15 protein-coding genes are annotated in these 18,775 nt (G+C 59.3%); 8 read left to right on the top strand and 7 right to left on the bottom strand.

Going from position 1 to position 18,775, the window contains the following annotated elements:
• Window positions 1–25: 25 nt before the first annotated feature.
• The 7 genes from phnE (at window position 26) to FVV99_RS10900 (ending at window position 8,507) form a co-directional block, all read left to right on the top strand.
• Window positions 26–844, top strand: a complete 819-nt coding sequence (phnE, locus tag FVV99_RS10930) for a phosphonate ABC transporter, permease protein PhnE (protein ID WP_148254105.1) — start codon at window positions 26–28, stop codon at window positions 842–844.
• A 283-nt stretch (window positions 845–1,127) separates the two neighbouring features.
• Window positions 1,128–2,540 (top strand): cytochrome ubiquinol oxidase subunit I, encoded by a 1,413-nt coding sequence (locus tag FVV99_RS10925; RefSeq protein ID WP_148254104.1) that lies wholly within the window; start codon window positions 1,128–1,130, stop codon window positions 2,538–2,540.
• A 3-nt stretch (window positions 2,541–2,543) separates the two neighbouring features.
• Window positions 2,544–3,545 (top strand): cytochrome d ubiquinol oxidase subunit II, encoded by a 1,002-nt coding sequence (gene cydB / locus FVV99_RS10920; RefSeq protein ID WP_148254103.1) that lies wholly within the window; start codon window positions 2,544–2,546, stop codon window positions 3,543–3,545.
• A 3-nt stretch (window positions 3,546–3,548) separates the two neighbouring features.
• Window positions 3,549–5,237, top strand: a complete 1,689-nt coding sequence (gene cydD / locus FVV99_RS10915) for a thiol reductant ABC exporter subunit CydD (protein ID WP_148254102.1) — start codon at window positions 3,549–3,551, stop codon at window positions 5,235–5,237.
• On the top strand, window positions 5,234–7,009 hold the full coding sequence (gene cydC / locus FVV99_RS10910; RefSeq protein ID WP_236645377.1) for a thiol reductant ABC exporter subunit CydC: 1,776 nt from the start codon (window positions 5,234–5,236) through the stop codon (window positions 7,007–7,009). The genes cydD and cydC overlap by 4 nt, the downstream gene beginning before the upstream one ends.
• 77 nt (window positions 7,010–7,086) lie before the next feature.
• Window positions 7,087–8,094, top strand: a complete 1,008-nt coding sequence (locus tag FVV99_RS10905) for an adenosine deaminase (RefSeq protein ID WP_148254101.1) — start codon at window positions 7,087–7,089, stop codon at window positions 8,092–8,094.
• A gap of 11 nt (window positions 8,095–8,105) precedes the next feature.
• Window positions 8,106–8,507, top strand: coding sequence for a DCC1-like thiol-disulfide oxidoreductase family protein (locus tag FVV99_RS10900; protein ID WP_148254100.1), 402 nt, complete (start codon window positions 8,106–8,108; stop codon window positions 8,505–8,507).
• Here FVV99_RS10900 and FVV99_RS10895 read toward each other — a convergent pair.
• The 7 genes from FVV99_RS10895 to xdhA all read right to left on the bottom strand — a co-directional run bounded on the left by FVV99_RS10895 (window position 8,504) and on the right by xdhA (window position 17,913).
• Window positions 8,504–9,439 (bottom strand): methylenetetrahydrofolate reductase, encoded by a 936-nt coding sequence (locus FVV99_RS10895; protein ID WP_161598990.1) that lies wholly within the window; start codon window positions 9,437–9,439, stop codon window positions 8,504–8,506. The two genes, FVV99_RS10900 and FVV99_RS10895, sit on opposite strands and share 4 nt — an antisense overlap.
• On the bottom strand, window positions 9,426–10,811 hold the full coding sequence (locus FVV99_RS10890; RefSeq protein WP_236645376.1) for a glycine cleavage T C-terminal barrel domain-containing protein: 1,386 nt from the start codon (window positions 10,809–10,811) through the stop codon (window positions 9,426–9,428). The genes FVV99_RS10895 and FVV99_RS10890 overlap by 14 nt, the downstream gene beginning before the upstream one ends.
• A gap of 174 nt (window positions 10,812–10,985) precedes the next feature.
• Window positions 10,986–11,633 (bottom strand): hypothetical protein, encoded by a 648-nt coding sequence (locus tag FVV99_RS10885; RefSeq protein WP_148254098.1) that lies wholly within the window; start codon window positions 11,631–11,633, stop codon window positions 10,986–10,988.
• 97 nt (window positions 11,634–11,730) lie between these two features.
• The gene (gene guaD, locus FVV99_RS10880) at window positions 11,731–13,047 is read right to left on the bottom strand and encodes a guanine deaminase (protein WP_148254097.1); all 1,317 of its coding nucleotides are present in this window, start codon (window positions 13,045–13,047) and stop codon (window positions 11,731–11,733) included.
• Between the two features lie 34 nt (window positions 13,048–13,081).
• The gene (gene xdhC / locus FVV99_RS10875; protein WP_236645375.1) at window positions 13,082–13,972 is read right to left on the bottom strand and encodes a xanthine dehydrogenase accessory protein XdhC; all 891 of its coding nucleotides are present in this window, start codon (window positions 13,970–13,972) and stop codon (window positions 13,082–13,084) included.
• Complete coding sequence (gene xdhB, locus FVV99_RS10870) at window positions 13,959–16,451, bottom strand: xanthine dehydrogenase molybdopterin binding subunit (protein WP_148254096.1); 2,493 nt, start codon at window positions 16,449–16,451, stop codon at window positions 13,959–13,961. The genes xdhC and xdhB overlap by 14 nt, the downstream gene beginning before the upstream one ends.
• Window positions 16,435–17,913, bottom strand: a complete 1,479-nt coding sequence (gene xdhA, locus FVV99_RS10865; RefSeq protein ID WP_148254095.1) for a xanthine dehydrogenase small subunit — start codon at window positions 17,911–17,913, stop codon at window positions 16,435–16,437. The genes xdhB and xdhA overlap by 17 nt, the downstream gene beginning before the upstream one ends.
• A gap of 199 nt (window positions 17,914–18,112) precedes the next feature.
• Between xdhA and FVV99_RS10860 the strand changes: the two genes are divergently transcribed.
• A complete protein-coding gene (locus FVV99_RS10860) occupies window positions 18,113–18,748 on the top strand; it encodes a TetR/AcrR family transcriptional regulator (RefSeq protein WP_148254094.1) in 636 nt (211 codons plus the stop codon).
• Window positions 18,749–18,775 lie beyond the last annotated feature (27 nt).

The following is an 18,775-nucleotide window of genomic DNA, read 5'->3' as shown; positions in this document are numbered from 1 at the left end:
GCATTCCTGCTCCTGGAGCCGTTTCATGCCCTTGTCGATAGCGACACGCAATCATCAGCCCGTCTGGCGTCGGCGCACGACGCGTGCTCAGTGGGCACTATGGAGTGCATGGTTAGTAGGTACGGCCTTGCTGGTCTTGTGCAGCAAGGTGATTGCGGACAATACGACCTGGTCCTTCGTCGCGGACGCTGGACGACAGGCAGGTGACCTCATCGGCCGCATGCTTCCGCCGGAATGGTACTATGCCGGCGAGTTATGGCGTCCGCTCTGGGATACCCTGAACATTGCCACTCTGGGCACTGGCTTGGGTATCCTGATCGCGTTTCCGATCGCTTTCCTGGCAGCGCGGAACACCTCCCCGCATCCGGCATTACGCCCGTTGGCCTTGATGGTCATCGTCTCTTCGCGTTCCATCAACTCCCTGATCTGGGCACTCTTGCTGGTCTTGATCCTTGGCCCCGGTACGTTGGCCGGTATCATCGCTATCGCGTTGCGATCCATCGGTTTCATCGGCAAGTTACTTTATGAGGCAATCGAGGAGATCCACCTCACGCCCATGGAAGCCGTCTCGGCGACCGGTGCCAGTCGCTTGCAACTCATGAGCTATGGCGTCCTGCCGCAGATCATGCCTGCGTTTGCCGGTATCAGCGTCTACCGTTGGGACATCAACATTCGTGAAGCGACGGTATTGGGGCTGGTGGGGGCCGGTGGCATCGGTCTGGAACTCAATGCCTCGATCAACACATTGGCCTGGGATCGCGTGGCCGTGATCTTCGTGTTGATCTTTGCGACGGTCATGGTATCCGAATGGGTTTCCGCCAAAGTACGTCATGCCATCATTTGATTCTGCTTGATAAATGTCCCCTGATTTGACATGCGTCAAGACGTCTCAGGGTTAAGTGGAAAATTCCCTTCTGCCAAAAGCATTGCCGCAGTAGCATGAGAGCGCGCCTCAGCACAGGATCGATTGTCATCGATGCGTCTGGGGCAGGGCATGGTCGTCATCCGGGCGTACGGTGCGTTCATTGGCGGGATCGCAATGACTGAACGACACTGACGTGCCAAGTATTCCAAGAAAGTATACATCGGGGTGACGGTCGTTTTCTGGAAGTCGTAGGGGAGGAATCATGGAACTGGATCCACTGGTGTTGTCGCGACTTCAATTTGCATTCGTTGTCTCGTTTCACGCGATTTTCCCGGTGTTCACCATCGGTCTGGCGTCTTACATCGCGTTACTCAACGGGCTGTTCTACACCACTGGCACTCAGGCCTGGGAACGCTTGGCCAACTTCTGGACCAAGGTGTTCGCCGTGGTCTTCGGCATGGGTGTGGTGTCGGGCATTGTCATGTCCTTTCAGTTCGGCACCAATTGGAGCAACTTTGCGCTGGCGACATCGAACTTCCTTGGCCCGATGCTCAGTTACGAGGTGGTTACCGCCTTCTTTCTCGAAGCGGCTTTCCTCGGGGTGCTCCTGTTCGGGCGCGGCAAGGTGCCGCAAGGGGTTCACCTGTTCGCGTCGGTCATGGTGGCATTAGGCACGTTCATTTCGTCCTTCTGGATCCTGTCTGCCAACAGCTGGATGCAGACACCGGCAGGCGTTGAACTGGTGGACGGCATGTTCCAGGTGACCTCCTGGGGCGAGGCGATTTTCAATCCCTCCTTCCCTTACCGGTTCGCGCACATGGTCATGGCTTCGTTCATTACCGGTGGTTTCGTCGTCGCGGGTGTCAGTGCCTGGTATCTGCTGCTCGGGCGGGATGTCGATGCCAACAAGCGTGCTTTGTCGATGTGCCTGTGGCTGCTGTTATTCTTGACTCCCACTCAGGCATTGGTAGGCGACTTCCATGGGCTGAATACGCTGGAACATCAGCCGACCAAGGTGGCCGCGATGGAGGGTAATTGGGAAACCCGGTCGGGCGTGCCGTTGTTGCTGTTCGCCTGGCCCGATAAAGACGCTCAAGAGAATATCGTGGAATTGGGAGTGCCCAATGTCGCCAGCCTGATTCTGACGCATCATCTTGATGGTGTGGTGCCGGGACTCAATGAAGTCTCTCCCGACGAACAGCCTCCCGTATGGTTCGTGTTCTGGTCGTTCAGGGTGATGGTCGGGCTCGGTTTCCTGATGATCGCGGTTGCCTTGGCAGGTCTATGGCTACGTCGTGGTGGCCGGGTTTATCACCACCGCGGTTACCTGCAGTTGCTGCGTGTAATGAGTGTTTCGCCGTTCGTCGCTGTGCTGGCGGGATGGTTCGTGACCGAATCCGGTCGTGCACCATGGCTGGTACAAGGCATGATGACCCACTCCGAGGGCTTGACGCCGTCGCTGACGGGCGGGATGGCACTGTTCACGCTGATTGGTTATGTCGTTGTGTACGCGGTCGTTTTCTACGCCGGGGTTTATTACCTCACCAAGGTGGTGCGTAACGGTATGACGATCCTGGACGAGGAGGATGAGGTCGATGAAGTCGAGCGTCCCAAGCGTCCCTGGTCGGCGGCGCACATTCCCTTCGATGACGGTCCGGCCAAGGTGGAGGGCTAACTCATGGAATTGATCGATCTTTCGCTGATCTGGGCGGCAATCATCGCTTTTGGCGTCATGATGTACGTTCTGATGGATGGTTTCGACCTGGGTCTCGGGATTCTCTTTCCCTTCGCGCCGGATGAACAAGCGCGGGATGTGATGATGAATTCGGTGGCACCGGTGTGGGATGGCAACGAGACCTGGCTGGTGCTCGGAGGCGCCGGCCTGTTGGGGGCGTTTCCGCTGGTTTACTCGGTGTTCCTGCCGGCACTCTACATCGGTGTGTTCCTGATGCTGGCGGGGCTGATCTTCCGCGGTATCGCCTTCGAGTTCCGCTTCAAATCCCACCGCTCGCGTCATTGGTGGAACCGTGCTTTCTGCTGGGGCTCGGCCGTGGCTGCGTTCGCCCAGGGAGCGGTCGTAGGCACCTATATACAAGGCTTCGAGACGCAAGGGTTCGTCTATGTGGGGGGCGCGCTGGATTGGTTATCGCCGTTCACGGTGTTGACCGGTGTCGGCATGATGGTCGGTTACGCCTTGCTGGGGTCGACCTGGCTGATCCTCAAGTCGGAAGGCTATATCCAGCAATGGGCCTATCGGGTGACGCCTCGTCTGGTGCTGGCGGTATTGGCGATCTTCCTGGTCATCAGTTTCTGGACGCCATTCATCGATCCGGCCGTCTGGGAACGCTGGTTCGGTCACCTGCGCTGGATCTGGGTTCTTCCCGGCCTGGCGCTGGCCTGCATGGTGATGCTGCTTTGGTCGCTCAAACGACGTCATGAGTCCCTGCCGTTTCTCGCGACGCTGGGGATCTTCCTGTTCACTTACCTGGGATTGCTGGTCAGCAAGTGGCCGGTCATCGTGCCGCCCGATCACACGATCTGGGATGCGGCATCCGCGCCTGAGTCGCAGCTCTTTCTGTTGATCGGTGTATTGTTCGTCACGCCCATTATCCTGGTGTATACCGCATGGACCTACTGGGTGTTTCGCGGCAAGGTCCGGGTTGGCGAGGGTTATCACTGATCGATGACGACCTCCGATTCTGGCGCGGAGTCATTGACGCCCCGCCGCTGGTTGCGTTCGCTGGTGGCGGGGCAGCGCCAATGGCTGATGGGCAGCGTTCTGTTCGGTGTCATTGCCGGCGTCTTGACGATAGTTCAGATGATCGGTCTGGCGTGGTTGGTCGATCGTCTGATCGTGGCAGGGGTAGCGCCCACCACTTTGCTGCCGCAGTTTCTGGGGCTGGGGGCCGTGATACTACTCCGGTCGCTGCTGCAATGGGGGCAGGAAGTCACCGGGCAAGAGGCCAGCCTGCGAGCTCGGCATCGAGCACGCCGCGATGTACTGGCGCATCTGCAGCGACTCGGACCGATACGCCTGTCGGGCTATCATAGTGCCGGACTCGGTAACCAACTGGTCGAACAGGTCGAGGCGCTGGATGGCTATGTCGCCAAGTTCCTGCCTCAGCAATGGCTGGCAATCTGTCAGCCACTGTTGATCCTGGCTCTGGTCGCCTGGCTCGATTGGCTGGCGGCTATATTTCTGCTGGCATCCGCACCGCTGATTCCCTTGTTCATGGCGTTGGTCGGCATGGGAGCCGAACGGCTCAACCGTGATCAGTTCGCTGCCGTTGCCCGACTGTCGGGGCACTTTCTGGACCGCGTTAGGGGCGTTACCACGCTGCAGTTGTTTGCACGCACCTCTCAGGCGACCGAGGAGGTGTATGCGGCCGCTGATCATTACCGGCGCTTGAGCATGAAGACGCTACGCCTGGCTTTTCTGTCGTCGGCAGTGCTTGAGTTCTTCGCCGCTGTGGCGATCGCGGTGGTTGCCATTTATATCGGATTCGGGTTGCTGGGATATATCGAGTATGGTCCTTCAGCGTCGTTGACGTTGTTTTCAGGGTTGCTGATTCTGTTGCTGGCTCCGGAGTTCTTCCAGCCGCTGCGTACGTTATCGCAGCACTATCATGACCGTGCGTCAGCGTTGGGCGCTGCCGAGGAGCTGACTGCATTGCTCGTCGATGCGCCAGGTGAGAGGCATGCGGCGCCGCACGGTCGCGCAGGGCGGTCGTCGAGGGATGCCAGCGTTCGCTTGGTGGATGCCTGTGTGAGTCACCGTGGTCGCGGTCGTGTGCTGGGGCCGATATCGCTGACATTGCATCGTGGTGAGGTCGTCGCTCTGACGGGCCCTTCAGGGTCGGGCAAGTCGACCTTGCTGCAATTGCTGGCAGGTTTCGTCTCCGCTGAATCCGGCGTTGTGCAGACGACGCCAACCGATGGCATGGCTTGGATGGATCAGCGCCCATGGCTGATTCAAGGTTCACTGGCGGACAACTTGCGTCTGGTGGCACCGGATGCGTCGGAGGAACGGTTGACGGAAGCCTTGTCGATGGCGGGGCTGGAGGATCTGATATCCAGATTGCCGGCAGGGGTGGCGAGCGAGTTGGGTGAGCGTGGCGTAGGACTCTCGGGGGGCCAGGCGCAACGACTGGCCTTGGCTCGGGTCTTTCTCGCCGAGGCCGGCCTGGTCCTGCTCGATGAGCCCACGGCGAACCTCGATCATGCTACGGAAACCCATGTCATCGAATCGATCCGCAAGCTGGCCAGCCGCCACCGGACGCTGGTCGTTGCGACCCATCATCCTGCCTTGATGGCAATGGCGGACCGAACCCTGTGCCTGTATCAGGGTTGCCTTGTCGAGGAGAGGCCATGAGCCGGGATGCATTCAAGGCTCAGCGTGGTCGGGTGCGTGAGTCGGTCACCGAACTCGCTCCTTGGCTACGGTTGTTGTCCCGACACCGTGCTCGCTTGTCGGCAGGGGCCATGCTGATGTTGCTGACGGTGGGGTCGGCAATCGGGTTGCTGGCATTATCGGGCTGGTTCATTACGGCAACGGCCGTGGCCGGATCGCTGCTGGCCGTCGGTGGGGCGGTGACGCTCGATGTCTATGTGCCGGGAGGCGGCATTCGATTGTTTGCCGTTACTCGTACGGTGGCGCGTTACCTGGAACGTGTCTATAACCACGATACGGTGTTACGGCTGCTGGCTGAGCTGCGTGCCGGCATGTTTGCCGTGTTGTCGCGTCTCGATGGTTACACGCTATCGCGGCGTCGGGCGAGTGAGTGGCTGAATCGGCTGACCGCCGATATCGATACGCTCGATAGTCTCTACCTTCGGCTCATGGCTCCGCCGGTCGTCGCTCTGGTGGCGATCGGGTTGGTTAGCCTGTTGTCGGCGGTTTTCGTCCCGTCTGCCGTTTTCCCGCTCACTGTCGTCCTGCTGGCCTCATGGCTATGGTTGGTCGTTGGACAGGCCGGATTGGGAATGGCGGCAAGTCAGCATCGAGTCGTGGCTCAGGATCGCATGCGCTCCCGCGTCATCGAGCATCTGCAGGGATTGGCGGAGCTGACGGCATATGGAGCGCTACAGCACCATCATGAGGGTATCGACGCCCTTGAAAGCGCTCTATATCGCGATCAGCGCTGCCTGGCCGCTCTTTCCGCCCTGGGCAATGCCCTGGTATCTGCCGTCATCGGGGGAACGTCTCTGATGGCCCTGTTTCTGGCTGCGCAGGCTTACCATATGGCGAGTGTATCGGCGCCGGTGATGGTGATGTTGCCGTTGGCAGTGCTGGCCTTGAATGAAGCCCTGGCGGGGTTGCCGATGGCGTTCACCCAGTTGGGTGCGACACGGGCCGCGGCACGCCGTCTCAATGGCTTGGGACGGTCGCGCGGCATGATCCTTGAGCCGGAGTCTCCACGGCAACCGCAGGGGGTGCCGCCTGCGATACGGTTGACGCAGGTGACGCTGCACTATCCCGATGCACTGCTACCGGCATTGCAACAGGTGGATCTACACATCGAGCCTGGCGAACGCGTTGCGCTGCTCGGCGCTTCCGGTGCTGGCAAGTCCAGTGTGGCACAGTTGATTGCCCGTCTGATCGATCCGCAACGGGGGAGTGTCCGAATCGGCGGAGTGGATGCACGCAATCTTTCCCTTGATGACTGGCGCGCCCGGCTTGGCTATTTGACCCAACAGGCTGAGCTATTCCATGACAGCATCGCTTTCAACCTACGGCTTGGGGCAAGTGACGCCGATGACGCATCATTATGGGACGCTCTGGCCATGGTGGAGTTGGATGCGTGGGTAACACAGCTTCCCCACGGGCTGTCGACCACGGTCGGTGAAGGGGGACGTCAGTTGTCGGGCGGTCAGGCTCGCCGGTTGGCCCTGGCCCGTCTGCTGTTGATGGATCCTGAGGTCGTGATCCTCGATGAACCATTCGCCGGTCTGGACGGTGGCCTGGCAGCGCGGATCTCGCTGCGACTGGATCACTGGCTCGAAGGTCGGTCGACCTTGTTCCTCATGCACCAACTCGATGGTGGTCCATTCGATCCGCCGGGTATCCAACGTTGTCTGACGATACGTGACAGCCACCTGATTACGGCGAGGGAAGCCCAACAGCTCGGTGTCGACGGGTGTTGAAAATCGTCGTGCTCCGCCACTTGATCGAATGGTCAACCTGTCTCAGGATGAGTCCATTCCCATGACTGGAGTGAATCATGCGAGAGTTTCTGACGCGCTTGCCCAAGGCGGAATTGCATTTGCATATCGAGGGGTCGTTGGAACCCGAGCTCATGTTTGCGTTGGCCAATCGCAATGGCATTGAATTGCCTTACGATTCGGTCGATGCCGTGCGTGCGGCCTACGAGTTCGATGACCTGCAATCGTTCCTGGATCTCTACTATCAGGGCATGAGTGTGCTGCGAACGGCCGATGATTTTTTCGACTTGGCCATGGACTACTTCCGTCGGGCTCATGCTGAAGGTGTCGTGCATGTCGAACTGTCGTTCGATCCGCAGGCTCACTTGTCGCGCGGCGTTGAATTGTCGACTCAGATCGATGGCTTGTTGCGTGCCATGCGTGAAGGCGAGCGGAAATTGGGTCTTTCCACGGCACTGATCCTGAGTTTCCTGCGTGATCGTTCGGCCGAAGACGCCCTGGACGTGCTCGAGAAGGCCGCTCCTTACTGGGAGGCCCTCGATGCGGTAGGGCTGGACAGCGCGGAATTCGGCAATCCGCCGAGCAAGTTCGCAGCGGTATTCGAGCGTGCCAGGGAACTGGGCATACCGCGTATTGCTCATGCCGGCGAGGAAGGCCCTGCCAGCTATGTTCGTGAGGCGCTGGAATCGCTGGATGTGTGTCGGATCGATCATGGTGTCCGCTGTCTGGAGGACGCCTCCGTGGTCGATACATTGAGAGATCGGCGTATTCCCCTGACGGTGTGTCCGTTGTCCAATGTTCGCCTCAAGGTCGTCGAGGACATGCGCGATCATCCGTTGCCGACGTTACTGGATGCCGGGTTGGTGCTGACCATCAACTCCGACGATCCCGCCTATTTCGGTGGTGGTGTACTGGATAACTATCTCGCCTGTCACGAGGCATTCGAATGGTCGCGCGAGACGTTCGCCCAACTGGCACGCAACGCTTTGAACGTGGCATTCATGAGCGATGCACGTCGTCGGGAGTTGCTGGCCGAACTGGATGCTTGCCAAGCGTCGGATGCCTGAGAGGCGGTGCTATGACGGATGCGATCCTGGTCTACGACACGCAATGTCCTTTCTGTGACCATTATTGTCGCCTGGTTCGGTTGCGCGATGCGATCGGTGAACTGACGCTGGTCGATGCTCGCCAGGAAAGCGAGGTCATGGAGGAAATTACTCAAGCGGGTCTGGATATCGACCAGGGCATGGTGCTGAAGCTGGATGGCCATCTCTATTATGGTGACGATGCCATCCATGCGCTGGCGTTGATGAGTAGCCGCTCAGGGCTCTTCAACCGGTTCAATCACTGGATTTTTCGTTCGCGACGTCGGGCTCGCTGGTTGTATCCCTGGTTGCGACGTTGTCGTAACCTCCTGCTCAAGCTGCTGCGCAAAACCAAGGTCAATAACCTGTCGTGGCCGAACAACACTCACTTCTAGCCCTTGACGACAATGTCCTGGTGCTGTGGCTCGAACTGACCGGTTTCCAGTGCACGACACCAAGCAACTGTCTTGTCGATACCGCCGAATGGATAGAAGTGCAGTGACAGCGTCGGATCGTTCGCTTGCGCTAGTCCCATGACCTGTTCGACCGGGGGGCGTGATCTGGCGAGCTGGAACAGTTTTCCCCCCTGGTGCTGGAGGGCCGCCACGGAAGGGCCGATGCCGCATGATAGGGCATATTTCCAGAGCGTGGCCAGACTGGCAGGACCGGGCAGGCCAACGCGTATAGGGACATCGATACCACGCTGATGCAGGTGTTGCCGCCAATCGATCAGAGGCTGGGCATCAAACAGGAACTGCGTGACAACATAGGGCTGCAAGCCATCACGTTCGGCATGGTCGAGCTTGGTTTCCAACGCCTGATCGAGAGTGGCCTCGCTGGCATGGGGGTGCCCCTCCGGGTGGCCGGCGATGGCCAGACGTCGAATTCCTTGCTCCGACAGCGAGATATCCTCGAGCAAGGCCAATGTGTCCTGATAGGGGCCAAGCGGCGTGGTCATGCCGCCGGCGATCAGCAGCACCGCGTCGATACCGATATCGCCCGACAACTGCTCGATCCAGCGCAACAGTGTATTGCGATCCGGTACGCGGCGGGCGACTAGATGGGGGACTGGGTCGAAGTTCTGGCACTTCAGACGTCGAGCGGTGTGGATGACATCCTCGAACGGTTGTCCTGGCAGGTGTGTGATATAGACCTGTCGGTTGACGTCCGAGCTCGGGATCATGTCTAGCAGGGAGGCCGCCGTCCCTGGCGTTACCTCCAACGACCAGTCCTGGCACAGTGACTGTATGCGTTGCCCGATCGGTGGCGTGTCCTGGATGGTTTCCGTGCTGGACGGCGCCGCTCCGGCATGGTCAGCTTGAAGCATCCAACCCCCTGGATCTGGCGACTTCACGTGCATTGGGATTGACCGAAGCCCGGAAGGGCATGTCGACGACCGTGGCATCCACGGGGGTGCCCGGCGACTCGGCGTAATGGTCGGGTAACCAGACTTTCAGAGACGTGCCTGTCTCCTTGAGTTCGATCGGCACATACCCCATGGCGATATTGGTTTCCAGTTCCGGTGAATACCAGGGCGAGGTGACGTAACCGACCGGATCACCGCCCGAATCATCGGAAATCAGCCAGAAGTCCGGTGCATAGTCGTCGATTGGCTGTCCGCCGAGCACCATGCCCACCAGGATATTGCGGAATGGATAGCGACCCTGATCGATCTCTCCGCGGACGCGTTCCAGTGCCGCTCGTCCGATGTAGTCGGACTCCTTCTGACGTGGAATCTGATAGCCCAGATTGCACTGGAAGGGCAGGGTTTCCTGATCCATGTCCTGGCCCCACGACAGGATGCCGGCCGCGATACGGCGATGGTGGGCCGGGGCGATGACACGCAGCTTGTGTTTTTCACCAGCCGCGAGCACGGCATTCCACATGTCGTCGGGGTGGAGCGTGGCATTGAGGAGATAGATTTCGTAGCCCTTCTCGCCGGTGAACCCGGTTTGCGAGATGATGACGTCACGCCCTCCGATCGTTGCCTCCATCAACCCGTAATAGGGAATATGACGTACGTCGTCGCCGACCAGGTCGACCATCAAGGCCTCCGATTTGGGCCCTTGTATCTGCACGGGGGCGACATCGATTTCGCCGATACTGACGTTGAATCCCATACCGAGATTAACTCCCCGCAGCCACAGTTCGAGGTCGCTGTCGGAAATCGAGAACCAGAACTCGTCTTCTGCAACCCTTAGCAGCACCGGATCATTGATGATGCCGCCGTCTTCATTGCAGAGGATGACGTACTTCCCATGCATCGGTTTGATGGCGGATGCATTACGGGTGATGACATAGTCGACGAAGGCCTGTGCATCGGGACCTTTGACGCGAATCTGACGTTCGACGGCGACATTCCACATCGTCACGTCGTGTACGAGCGATTCGTACTCGGCCATGGCGCCGCCGTCTTCGGGGCGGATATATCCGCGCGGGTGATAGACACGGTTATAGACCGTGGCTCGCCAGCAACCGGCCTGGTACGACAGGTGCCAGTATGGTGACTTGCGTACCCGAGTGGAAATCAGCATTTCGACCGGCGTGGGGCCGGATTGACGTAAGTTGATGGGCACCCGACGCTCGCTTTGATCGACCGAAGGGCATTGATGGTTGACATAGTCCTTGACGATGGCTTCGGTACCAGGCATGGCTATGACACTGTCGTCGTTGGTGCGGGTGGCGTGCTGCTGGGTCATGACGGCAATCCTCCTGTTCCTTGAATGCCTGTCTCGATGTCAGTGTGGAAGCGAAGAGGACGACCCGGCATGCTGGTTGCGACGTCATCGTCGCTAAAAACGCCTCGGGAAACCGCAGCCATCAGGAGGGCAGTCGTGAGTGGAGGGCGAGCGCAGGCAGTTTTCAGACAAAGCTCAACCTGGTCGGCTGGTGTCGCGAGCATCCTGTTCGAGCTGCTGCATCCAGCGTCGAATGCGTTGTCGGTCGCGACGGCTGGTCAGGCGCTGTGTGACGAGTCGGTCCGGGGTGATGGCGTAGTCGCCTTCGTCCTCATTGACGAGGAACCGCCGCCTGGCGCCTATGTGGGTGTCTTCCGAACCGTAGATCGCGATGACTCGAATATCCAGCGCATCCGGCATCGGGAGATTACCTGAGCGATAATCGTCCAGCGATTCGCCGTGATGACGAGCGACATGGGAAAGGATGTCTCGAAAGGTGCCGACATGCAGGTAGTCGCCGGAGTCCAATGGCCCCTGATGGGGACGGTAGACGTCGCCATCTTCCTCGGATTGCTGGCAATCGATGATATCCAGTTGCTTGGTGCCTTGGGGCGTTTCCAGTGCGGCCACGATGTGTTGAATGAAGATCGATTCAGCGCTCATGTTGCTGATCAGGCAGAGCGAGTCGATATTCATGCCACGTCCCCGGTTGATGATGATACGAGGGCGTCGCTGACGCGAATAGCTCTTGTAGAGTAGGTGCATGTAGGCGAGCCACACCAAAAACGTCAGGATACTGCCGATAGCAGTGATGGCGCTGGCATTTTCGCTGATCCATAGCATGAGATGACCTCTGGTGGTGGTGGCAACCGTATCAGCTTAAAAAAAGGGTGGCCGACAAGCCACCCTGAACTGCGCGAGGCAGGAGACGAATCGTCGGTCAGGCGATATCGCGCTGGTGAAGGCATTCCCCATTGGCCCAGGTAGCGTAGATGGTGCGGTCGTCACCCAGCATCATGAGTGCGAACAGTTGTTCGGTCAGGTTGCGGGTCCGCTCGCTACGCCGTGACAACAAAGGGGTGGCATGAGGGTCGAGGACGGCGATATCGGCTTCGCCGCCTTCGCGAAAGCTGCCGATTCGGCTATCCAGATGCAGGGCGCGGGCATTCCCCAGTGTCAATCGGTAGAAGCCTTGCCAGGCCGTCAGCGGCTGGCCGAGGAGTTGCCCGACTTGATAGGCGGCTTTGAGCGTCGCCAGACCGGACAGATCAGTTCCACCGCCGACGTCACTGGCGATGCTGATGTTCAAGCCGGCATCACGACATGCGAGTCGATCGAACAGGCCGCTGCCCAGGAACAGGTTGGACGTAGGGCAGAAGGCGATGTTGGCACCGGCGGCGGCCAGTCGGTTGCGCATCGGTTGTGTCAGATGGATGCCGTGCGCAAAGGTGCTACGGGGACCGACGAGATCATAACGCTCATAGACTTCCAGGTAATCCGTACAGTCCGGAAACAGTTCGGCGACCCAGTCGATCTCGCCCTGATTTTCCGACAGGTGCGTCTGTAGATGCAGGTCAGGGGCATTACGCAGTATGCCGCCGGTGGCATCGAGCTGTGCCGGCGTCGAGGTAGGTGCAAAACGCGGCGTCAATGTATAACCAAGACGATCCTTGCCGTGCCAGTCACTGATCAGTCGCTGCGTGTCCCGGAGTCCGCTTTCGGCCGTATCCGTTAATGCATCCGGCGCATTACGGTCCATCATGACCTTGCCGGCGAGCATGCGCAGCCCACGTCGTTTGGCGGCGGCGAAGAAGGTATCCACCGATACGGGATGCGATGTGCAGAAGACTTGAGCCGTTGTCGTACCAACTCGTAGCTGCTCGTCGAGAAAGGCTTCCGCGACATTTTCGGCGTGTGAGCGTTCGGCGAACCGGCACTCTTCGGGAAACGTGTAGTCATTGAGCCAGTCGAGCAACTGCCGACCGTAGGATGCCATGATATCGAGTTGCACATAGTGAACATGGCTATCGATAAAGCCGGGCATCATCAACTTGTCGCTGTAGTCGACCACCTCGATGTCCGCAGGCAGTATTGACGCGATTTCCCGATAGTCGGCCACGGCCCGTATCTTGCCGTTTTCGATCCAGATGGCGCCGTCGTCATGGTGCAGTACACTGCCTGGCGCTGGGGTGTCGCCTTCCCCTGGATCATTGAGAAAACTCACCAGAGGGCCTCGCAGGATGCGATGGTTATTCATCTCGTCTCTCCGAAAGAACGTAGATAACGTAGGATTAACGGTATCCGGTAGACGTTGTCGGGAACGCTTGGCGCAAGGTATCGGGCGCAATGCCTTGCAGGTCCGATGATGCGTCGGTAGACGTCAGCGTCAGTAGTTCGGCAGTCACCGCCAGTGCGATTTCATAGGGGCGTTTGCCTTTGGCACCGGCGATACCGATCGGGCATCGCACGCTGTCGAGCGATGCCCGGGAGTGTCCGCTGTCGCGCAACCGCCGTTGGAAACTGGCCCATTTGCTATGGGAGCCGATCAGGCCGATGGAGGCGGAGTCTCCACGTTTGAGCAGCGCATCGATCAGGACACGATCCTGGCCATGATCGTGCGTCATGACCAAGGCATGAACGCCGGCCGGTAGCAGATTATCGAGCGCAGTCATCGTGGCTTCCGGTGTTGCAGGATCATCGAGGCGATGGCACTCGAGCCGTGTTGACTCGGCAATGCTGCCAGGGAAGATATCGGGCCGGGAATCGAGCCAGATGATGCGCCAGGGAAGAGGGGCCATGACAGCGGCCAATGCTTGCCCGACATGGCCGGCGCCAAATAGGGCAATGGTCGCTTCGGCGCCGCCGAAGACTTCGATCAGGACATGCACATAACCACCGCAACACTGTCCACTGCGTCCACCGAGAGGAAACGCTTCGAGTTGGGGTCCCGTGCGCCCTTGTCTCAGGGCTTCGCGTGCCTGGGTGATGACCTGATATTCAAACGCTCCCCCTCCCAATGTGTCATGCACGGCGTCGGGAGTGATCACCATCTTGGCACCGGACTCCCGCGGGGTGGAGCCCGCGGTGCCGACCACGCTGGCCAAGGCGTGAGGACGGGCACTGGTTTGCAGTGAATGCAGTGCCTGATGCCAGCTCATGTGGGTCACGTCAGACCGGTTCATGGCGAGTGGTATCCGGTTGAGGTGTCGCTTGTCGCGATTGGATGGCATGGGCTGCCATCAGCACGCGTTCCGGTGTCGCAGGGGTGTCCAGGTGCGGGCATTCGCGATAGCCGGTCAGGCTGGCCAGTGCGTCACGTAATGCTGACCATACCGAGATGCCAAGCATGAACGGAGGTTCTCCGACGGCCTTGGAGCGATAGATGCTGGCCTGAGAGTTGGGATGGCCCTGCATCAATTCGACATTGAATACGGGAGGTAGGTCACCAAACGCAGGGATCTTGTACGTGGATGGACCATCCGAAATCAGCCGGCCATTGTCGTTCCACTTTAGCTCCTCGCTGGTGAGCCAGCCCATTCCTTGAATGAAGCCTCCTTCGATCTGCCCGATATCGATGGCTGGATTCAGGGAGTCGCCGACATCGTGCAGGATATCGACCCGGTCGACCTGGTATTCGCCCGACAGGGTATCGACACTCACCTCGGCAACGGCTGCACCATGGGCATAGTAGTAGAACGGCCGTCCCTTGCCGGTATCGCGATCGTAATGAATCAGTGGAGTCGAGTAGAACCCTTTGGCCGATAGTGAAATACGGCCCAGGTAAGCGGCCTGGACCAGCTCGCCCCAAGGGATGCAGCGTGTCGACTCCCCACTGCCGGCCACCAGTCGTCCAGCTTCCAGACGCATGCTTTCCCGGTCGAGCCCCCCTTGATCCCGGCAAAACTGCTCGGCGGCAAAATCGAACAGCCGTTCCTTGACCTGGCGCGCGGCATCTCGAGCGGCCTGGCCATTGAGATCGGCCCCGCTGGACGCAGCGGTCGGAGAGGTATTGGGTACCTTGTCGGTACGGGTGGCCGTGATGCGGACCTGTTCAAGGTCCAGGCCAAGTTCGCGCGCGACTACCTGACATACCTTGGTATGTAATCCCTGGCCCATCTCCGTGCCGCCATGATTGATCATTACACTGCCATCGGTGTAGACGTGCAGCAGGGCACCAGCCTGGTTCAGATGCTTGGCGGTGAACGAGATGCCGAACTTGACCGGAGTGAGAGCCAACCCCTTCTTGATGACGGGGTTGGTGTCATTGAACTCGGTGATTGCCTTGCGGCGTGCCCAATAGTCGCTGCGTGTTTCCAGATCGTTGACGATATCGTGCAATAGGCTCAACTGTTCGACCTGCTGGCCATAGTGTGTCATGTCCCGGCCAGGGCGATAGAGGTTGCGCTTGCGTATCGTCAGCGGATCTTCCCCGACATGCCGGGCAATATCATCCATTGCCGCTTCTATGATCATCATGCCTTGTGGGCCACCGAACCCACGGAAGGCGGTATTGGATGCCGTGTGCGTTCGCGCACGGTGTCCCGTCACCCGCGCCTGACCCAAGGAATAGGCATTGTCGGCATGGAACATGGCACGGTCCACGATCGCTTCTGACAGGTCGGGAGAGTAACCACAGTCGCCGATGACCGTGATATCGCCACCGCTCAGAATACCTTGATCGTCAAAGCCTAGCCGATAACGGTTATGAAAGGGGTGACGCTTGCCGGTGGCGCGGGTGTCTTCGGCACGCGGCAGACGGACGCGCGTCGTGCAGCCCGTGCGGCGGGCGAAGATGGCGGCGATGCAAGCCCAGGGCGACGCTTGGGTTTCCTTGCCACCGAAACCGCCTCCCATACGCCGGTTTTCCACGATGACGGCATGGAACGGGATGCCGAGCACCTCGGCAACCAGTTTCTGTGTTTCGCTGGGGTGTTGGTTGGATGTATGGACGACGACGCCCTCATCTTCGGAAGGCTCGACGATGCAGGCCTGACCTTCGAGATAAAAGTGTTCCTGTCCACCGACGAATTGCTCGCGTTCCAGGACGTGGGGGGCCGACTCGATCGCCTGCCGCCAGTCTCCGCTCTGCTGTACATGGGTCGGGCGGACAAACTCGCCGCGTTCGGTGGCCGCCACCGGATCGAGGCTGGCCGGTTGTTCATCGATGTCGATAGTGGCTTGCTTGATAGCCAGCCGGGCGGCCTTGTCACTCTCCGCGGCCACAGCGAACAGCGTCTGTCCGACGTAGCTGATTTCGTCGTCGACGAAAATGGGGTCGCCGGGAAATACGGGACCGATGTCGGTATGGCCGGGCACATCGATGACGGTGATGACGTCGACGACACCGGGGGCGCTCCTGACCTCGTCCAGATCCAGGCGCGTCAACCGGCCGTGAGCCACGGGGGAAAGTCCAAGCGCAACATGAAGCGTGTTAACGGCCGTGGCCATGTCATCGATGTATGTCGCTCGTCCCGTGACGTGCTTGACGGCACTTTCATGAGGACGGGCCGCGCCCGCTCCGCCGTGTTGATGTGCCGATTCGGTATCACGTGCCTCTGGGCCGTCGTCTGCGCTGTGCCCCCCCTGCCTTTGCCGGGTCTGTCGTGTCTCGTCGTCGATCTCGGGGGCGGTAACGTTGGCAAGATCAGTGAGCGTACGCATCGAGAGTCACCTCCGCTCCGGTATGATCGTTTGATGAGGCAGATTCCTCGTTCATCATCAGCCGCAGCCGTTCCAGCAGATTGCTGGCTGCCAACTGCCGGTACTCGCTGGAACCGCGGACATCCGTCATCGGTGAGAACTCTCCGTTCAGGGCGCTGCGGGCTGCAGCGAAAGTGGCTGCGGTCACCGGCTGACCTTCCAGGGCCGCTTCGGCATGACGGGCTCGACGTGGAGTGGCAGCCATTCCTCCGAAGGCCAGTCTGACATCCCTCAGAATGCCCTTGTCCTTCCGCCAGGCGAACGCACCGAGTACGGCACTAATGTCATCTTCACGTCGTTTTGACAGTTTCCAGACCTTGAGGTTGTGAGCCTCGGTCGGCCTTGGCAGAAAAACGGCACGAATGAACTCGTTGTCGGCCAGTGCCGTCTGTTTGTAATCGAGGAAGAACTCGGTCAGCGGCAGTTGCCTTTCACCTCCCGGTCCATCCAGCAGGAGCCGTGCATCCAGTGCCAGCAATACGGGAGGCGTGTCGCCGATCGGAGAGGCGTTGGCGATATTGCCGCCCAATGTACCGCGATTGCGAATTTGCGATGATGCAAAACGATGCATCAGATGTTCAAAAGCCGGGTAGGCATCGGCCAGCAACGGTATCAGTCGTGAGTAGGTGACGGCGGCGCCGATCCACCAGCCATCGGCCGTTTCGTCGATCACGTTGAGCTCGGCGATGCGACGAATGTCAATCAGGTCGTTGAGTGGTTTGAGCTGTTGTGTCGTTTCCAGCCAAAGATCGGTAGCACCGGCAACCAAGCGTGCCTGGGGGCGGCTACGCTTGAGCTCACGCAGGCTCGCAAGATCGTGCGGCACAGTGAAATGTCCGCACCTTGTCGACCCCTCGTTCGTGGTTCGACTCAACTCGGCGACATTGTCGGCGAGTGAGGGATCATCTGCCCAGGCGGGATGCGTGTCCGGATGCTCCGTCATCGACAGTGCCGCATCGCGAATGGGTCGATAACCGGTACAACGGCATAGGTTGCCGCCTAGTGCAGATTCCAGCCGTTGCTGATTCAGTGGCGCTGGTGCGTGACGCTGCTGCTCGAACAGAGTGAACAGCGACATGACGATGCCGGGGGTACAGAAGCCGCATTGACTGCCGTGGCATGCGACCATGGCGGCCTGGGCGGGGTGCAAAGCATCACCGCGCGATAAGCCTTCAACAGTGACGAGATGACTGCCATGAAGTTGGTGTGCTGGTGTAATGCAACTGTTGGCATTGTGGTACTGCAAGTGCCCATTGCCATCGGGTTCCCCGATGGCAACCGTGCATGCACCGCAATCTCCGGAGGCGCAGCCTTCCTTGGTCCCCGTGTCGCCAAGATGGTTACGCAATAGTTCGAGGATGCTGGTATCCGGAGCGACGTCGGCGCATCGCTGGCGTTTGCCATTGAGATAGAAATCGATCATCACGGTGTCCGCTGTCTACTGATTGTTGTTGATGTTGGGTGTTCTACACTTTGACCAATTGGTCAACTATGGATAAGCGTGGCTCAAAGTGGTTGCGAGCGCAAGCCCGGGAGACCACATTTTCGCCATGCCATATTCCATTGCACCTAGGCGCAGGCTGCGGCAAGCTTGACAATTTCCCGACCAAGGGCTTGAGCGAATGACTTCCATGAACATGCCCGAAACCACGCGCGCGCGCACACGCAATGAAAAGGCGATCCTCGAAGCGGCGGAGCAAGTCTTTGCCCGTCACGGCTATCGAGGAGCCAGTGTTCAGGCGATTGCCGAGACCGCCGGCCTGCCCAAATCCAATGTCCTGTATTATGTCGGCAGCAAGCGTCGGCTGTACGTCGTATTGCTCGAGCGCATGATGGAACGATGGAATGCGATGCTTGACGATATTCACGTCGATGACGATCCCGCCGATGTGCTGGAAGCCTTCATTCGCAGCAAGATGAAGTTGACCCAAGCCCACCCTCAGGGATCCCGGCTCTTTGCGGCGGAAATTCTGGGCGGGGCACCCTTTCTGCAAGAGTACCTGCATAACGAATTGCGTACGTGGGTCGAGGCGCGCGCCCAAGTGTTCCGGGAGTGGGCTGAACGAGGACTGATGGATCCGGTCGACCCCGTCTGGCTGATATTTCTGATCTGGTCGGCGACGCAGCACTATGCGGATTTCGAAGCCCAGGTGGTTGCCATCACCGGTCGTGAAACGTTGAGTGACGGCGATTATCAAGGTATCACCGACTTTCTTTGTCAGGTGATTCTCAAAGGCTGTGGTGTACGTCGACGCTGATTCGACCGTGGTACGACACTTTGTATA

Source organism: Aidingimonas lacisalsi, assembly GCF_008079445.1.
GTDB lineage: Bacteria > Pseudomonadota > Gammaproteobacteria > Pseudomonadales > Halomonadaceae > Aidingimonas > Aidingimonas lacisalsi.
Note: the sequence above shows the minus strand (reverse complement) of the source record. Positions and strands in the feature narration are given on the sequence as shown.

Bases quoted from the DNA above. Each gene is read 5' to 3' on its own strand.
- xdhC (WP_236645375.1), bottom strand. From the start codon at position 13,972: ATGAACCGGTCTGACGTGACCCACATGAGCTGGCATCAGGCACTGCAT.
- FVV99_RS10925 (WP_148254104.1), top strand. From the start codon at position 1,128: ATGGAACTGGATCCACTGGTGTTGTCGCGACTTCAATTTGCATTCGTT.
- guaD (WP_148254097.1), bottom strand. From the start codon at position 13,047: ATGAATAACCATCGCATCCTGCGAGGCCCTCTGGTGAGTTTTCTCAAT.
- xdhB (WP_148254096.1), bottom strand. From the start codon at position 16,451: ATGCGTACGCTCACTGATCTTGCCAACGTTACCGCCCCCGAGATCGAC.
- FVV99_RS10895 (WP_161598990.1), bottom strand. From the start codon at position 9,439: ATGCTTCAAGCTGACCATGCCGGAGCGGCGCCGTCCAGCACGGAAACC.
- FVV99_RS10900 (WP_148254100.1), top strand. From the start codon at position 8,106: ATGACGGATGCGATCCTGGTCTACGACACGCAATGTCCTTTCTGTGAC.
- FVV99_RS10905 (WP_148254101.1), top strand. From the start codon at position 7,087: ATGCGAGAGTTTCTGACGCGCTTGCCCAAGGCGGAATTGCATTTGCAT.
- phnE (WP_148254105.1), top strand. From the start codon at position 26: ATGCCCTTGTCGATAGCGACACGCAATCATCAGCCCGTCTGGCGTCGG.
- cydC (WP_236645377.1), top strand. From the start codon at position 5,234: ATGAGCCGGGATGCATTCAAGGCTCAGCGTGGTCGGGTGCGTGAGTCG.
- FVV99_RS10860 (WP_148254094.1), top strand. From the start codon at position 18,113: ATGACTTCCATGAACATGCCCGAAACCACGCGCGCGCGCACACGCAAT.
- cydD (WP_148254102.1), top strand. From the start codon at position 3,549: ATGACGACCTCCGATTCTGGCGCGGAGTCATTGACGCCCCGCCGCTGG.
- cydB (WP_148254103.1), top strand. From the start codon at position 2,544: ATGGAATTGATCGATCTTTCGCTGATCTGGGCGGCAATCATCGCTTTT.
- FVV99_RS10885 (WP_148254098.1), bottom strand. From the start codon at position 11,633: ATGCTATGGATCAGCGAAAATGCCAGCGCCATCACTGCTATCGGCAGT.
- FVV99_RS10890 (WP_236645376.1), bottom strand. From the start codon at position 10,811: ATGACCCAGCAGCACGCCACCCGCACCAACGACGACAGTGTCATAGCC.
- xdhA (WP_148254095.1), bottom strand. From the start codon at position 17,913: ATGATCGATTTCTATCTCAATGGCAAACGCCAGCGATGCGCCGACGTC.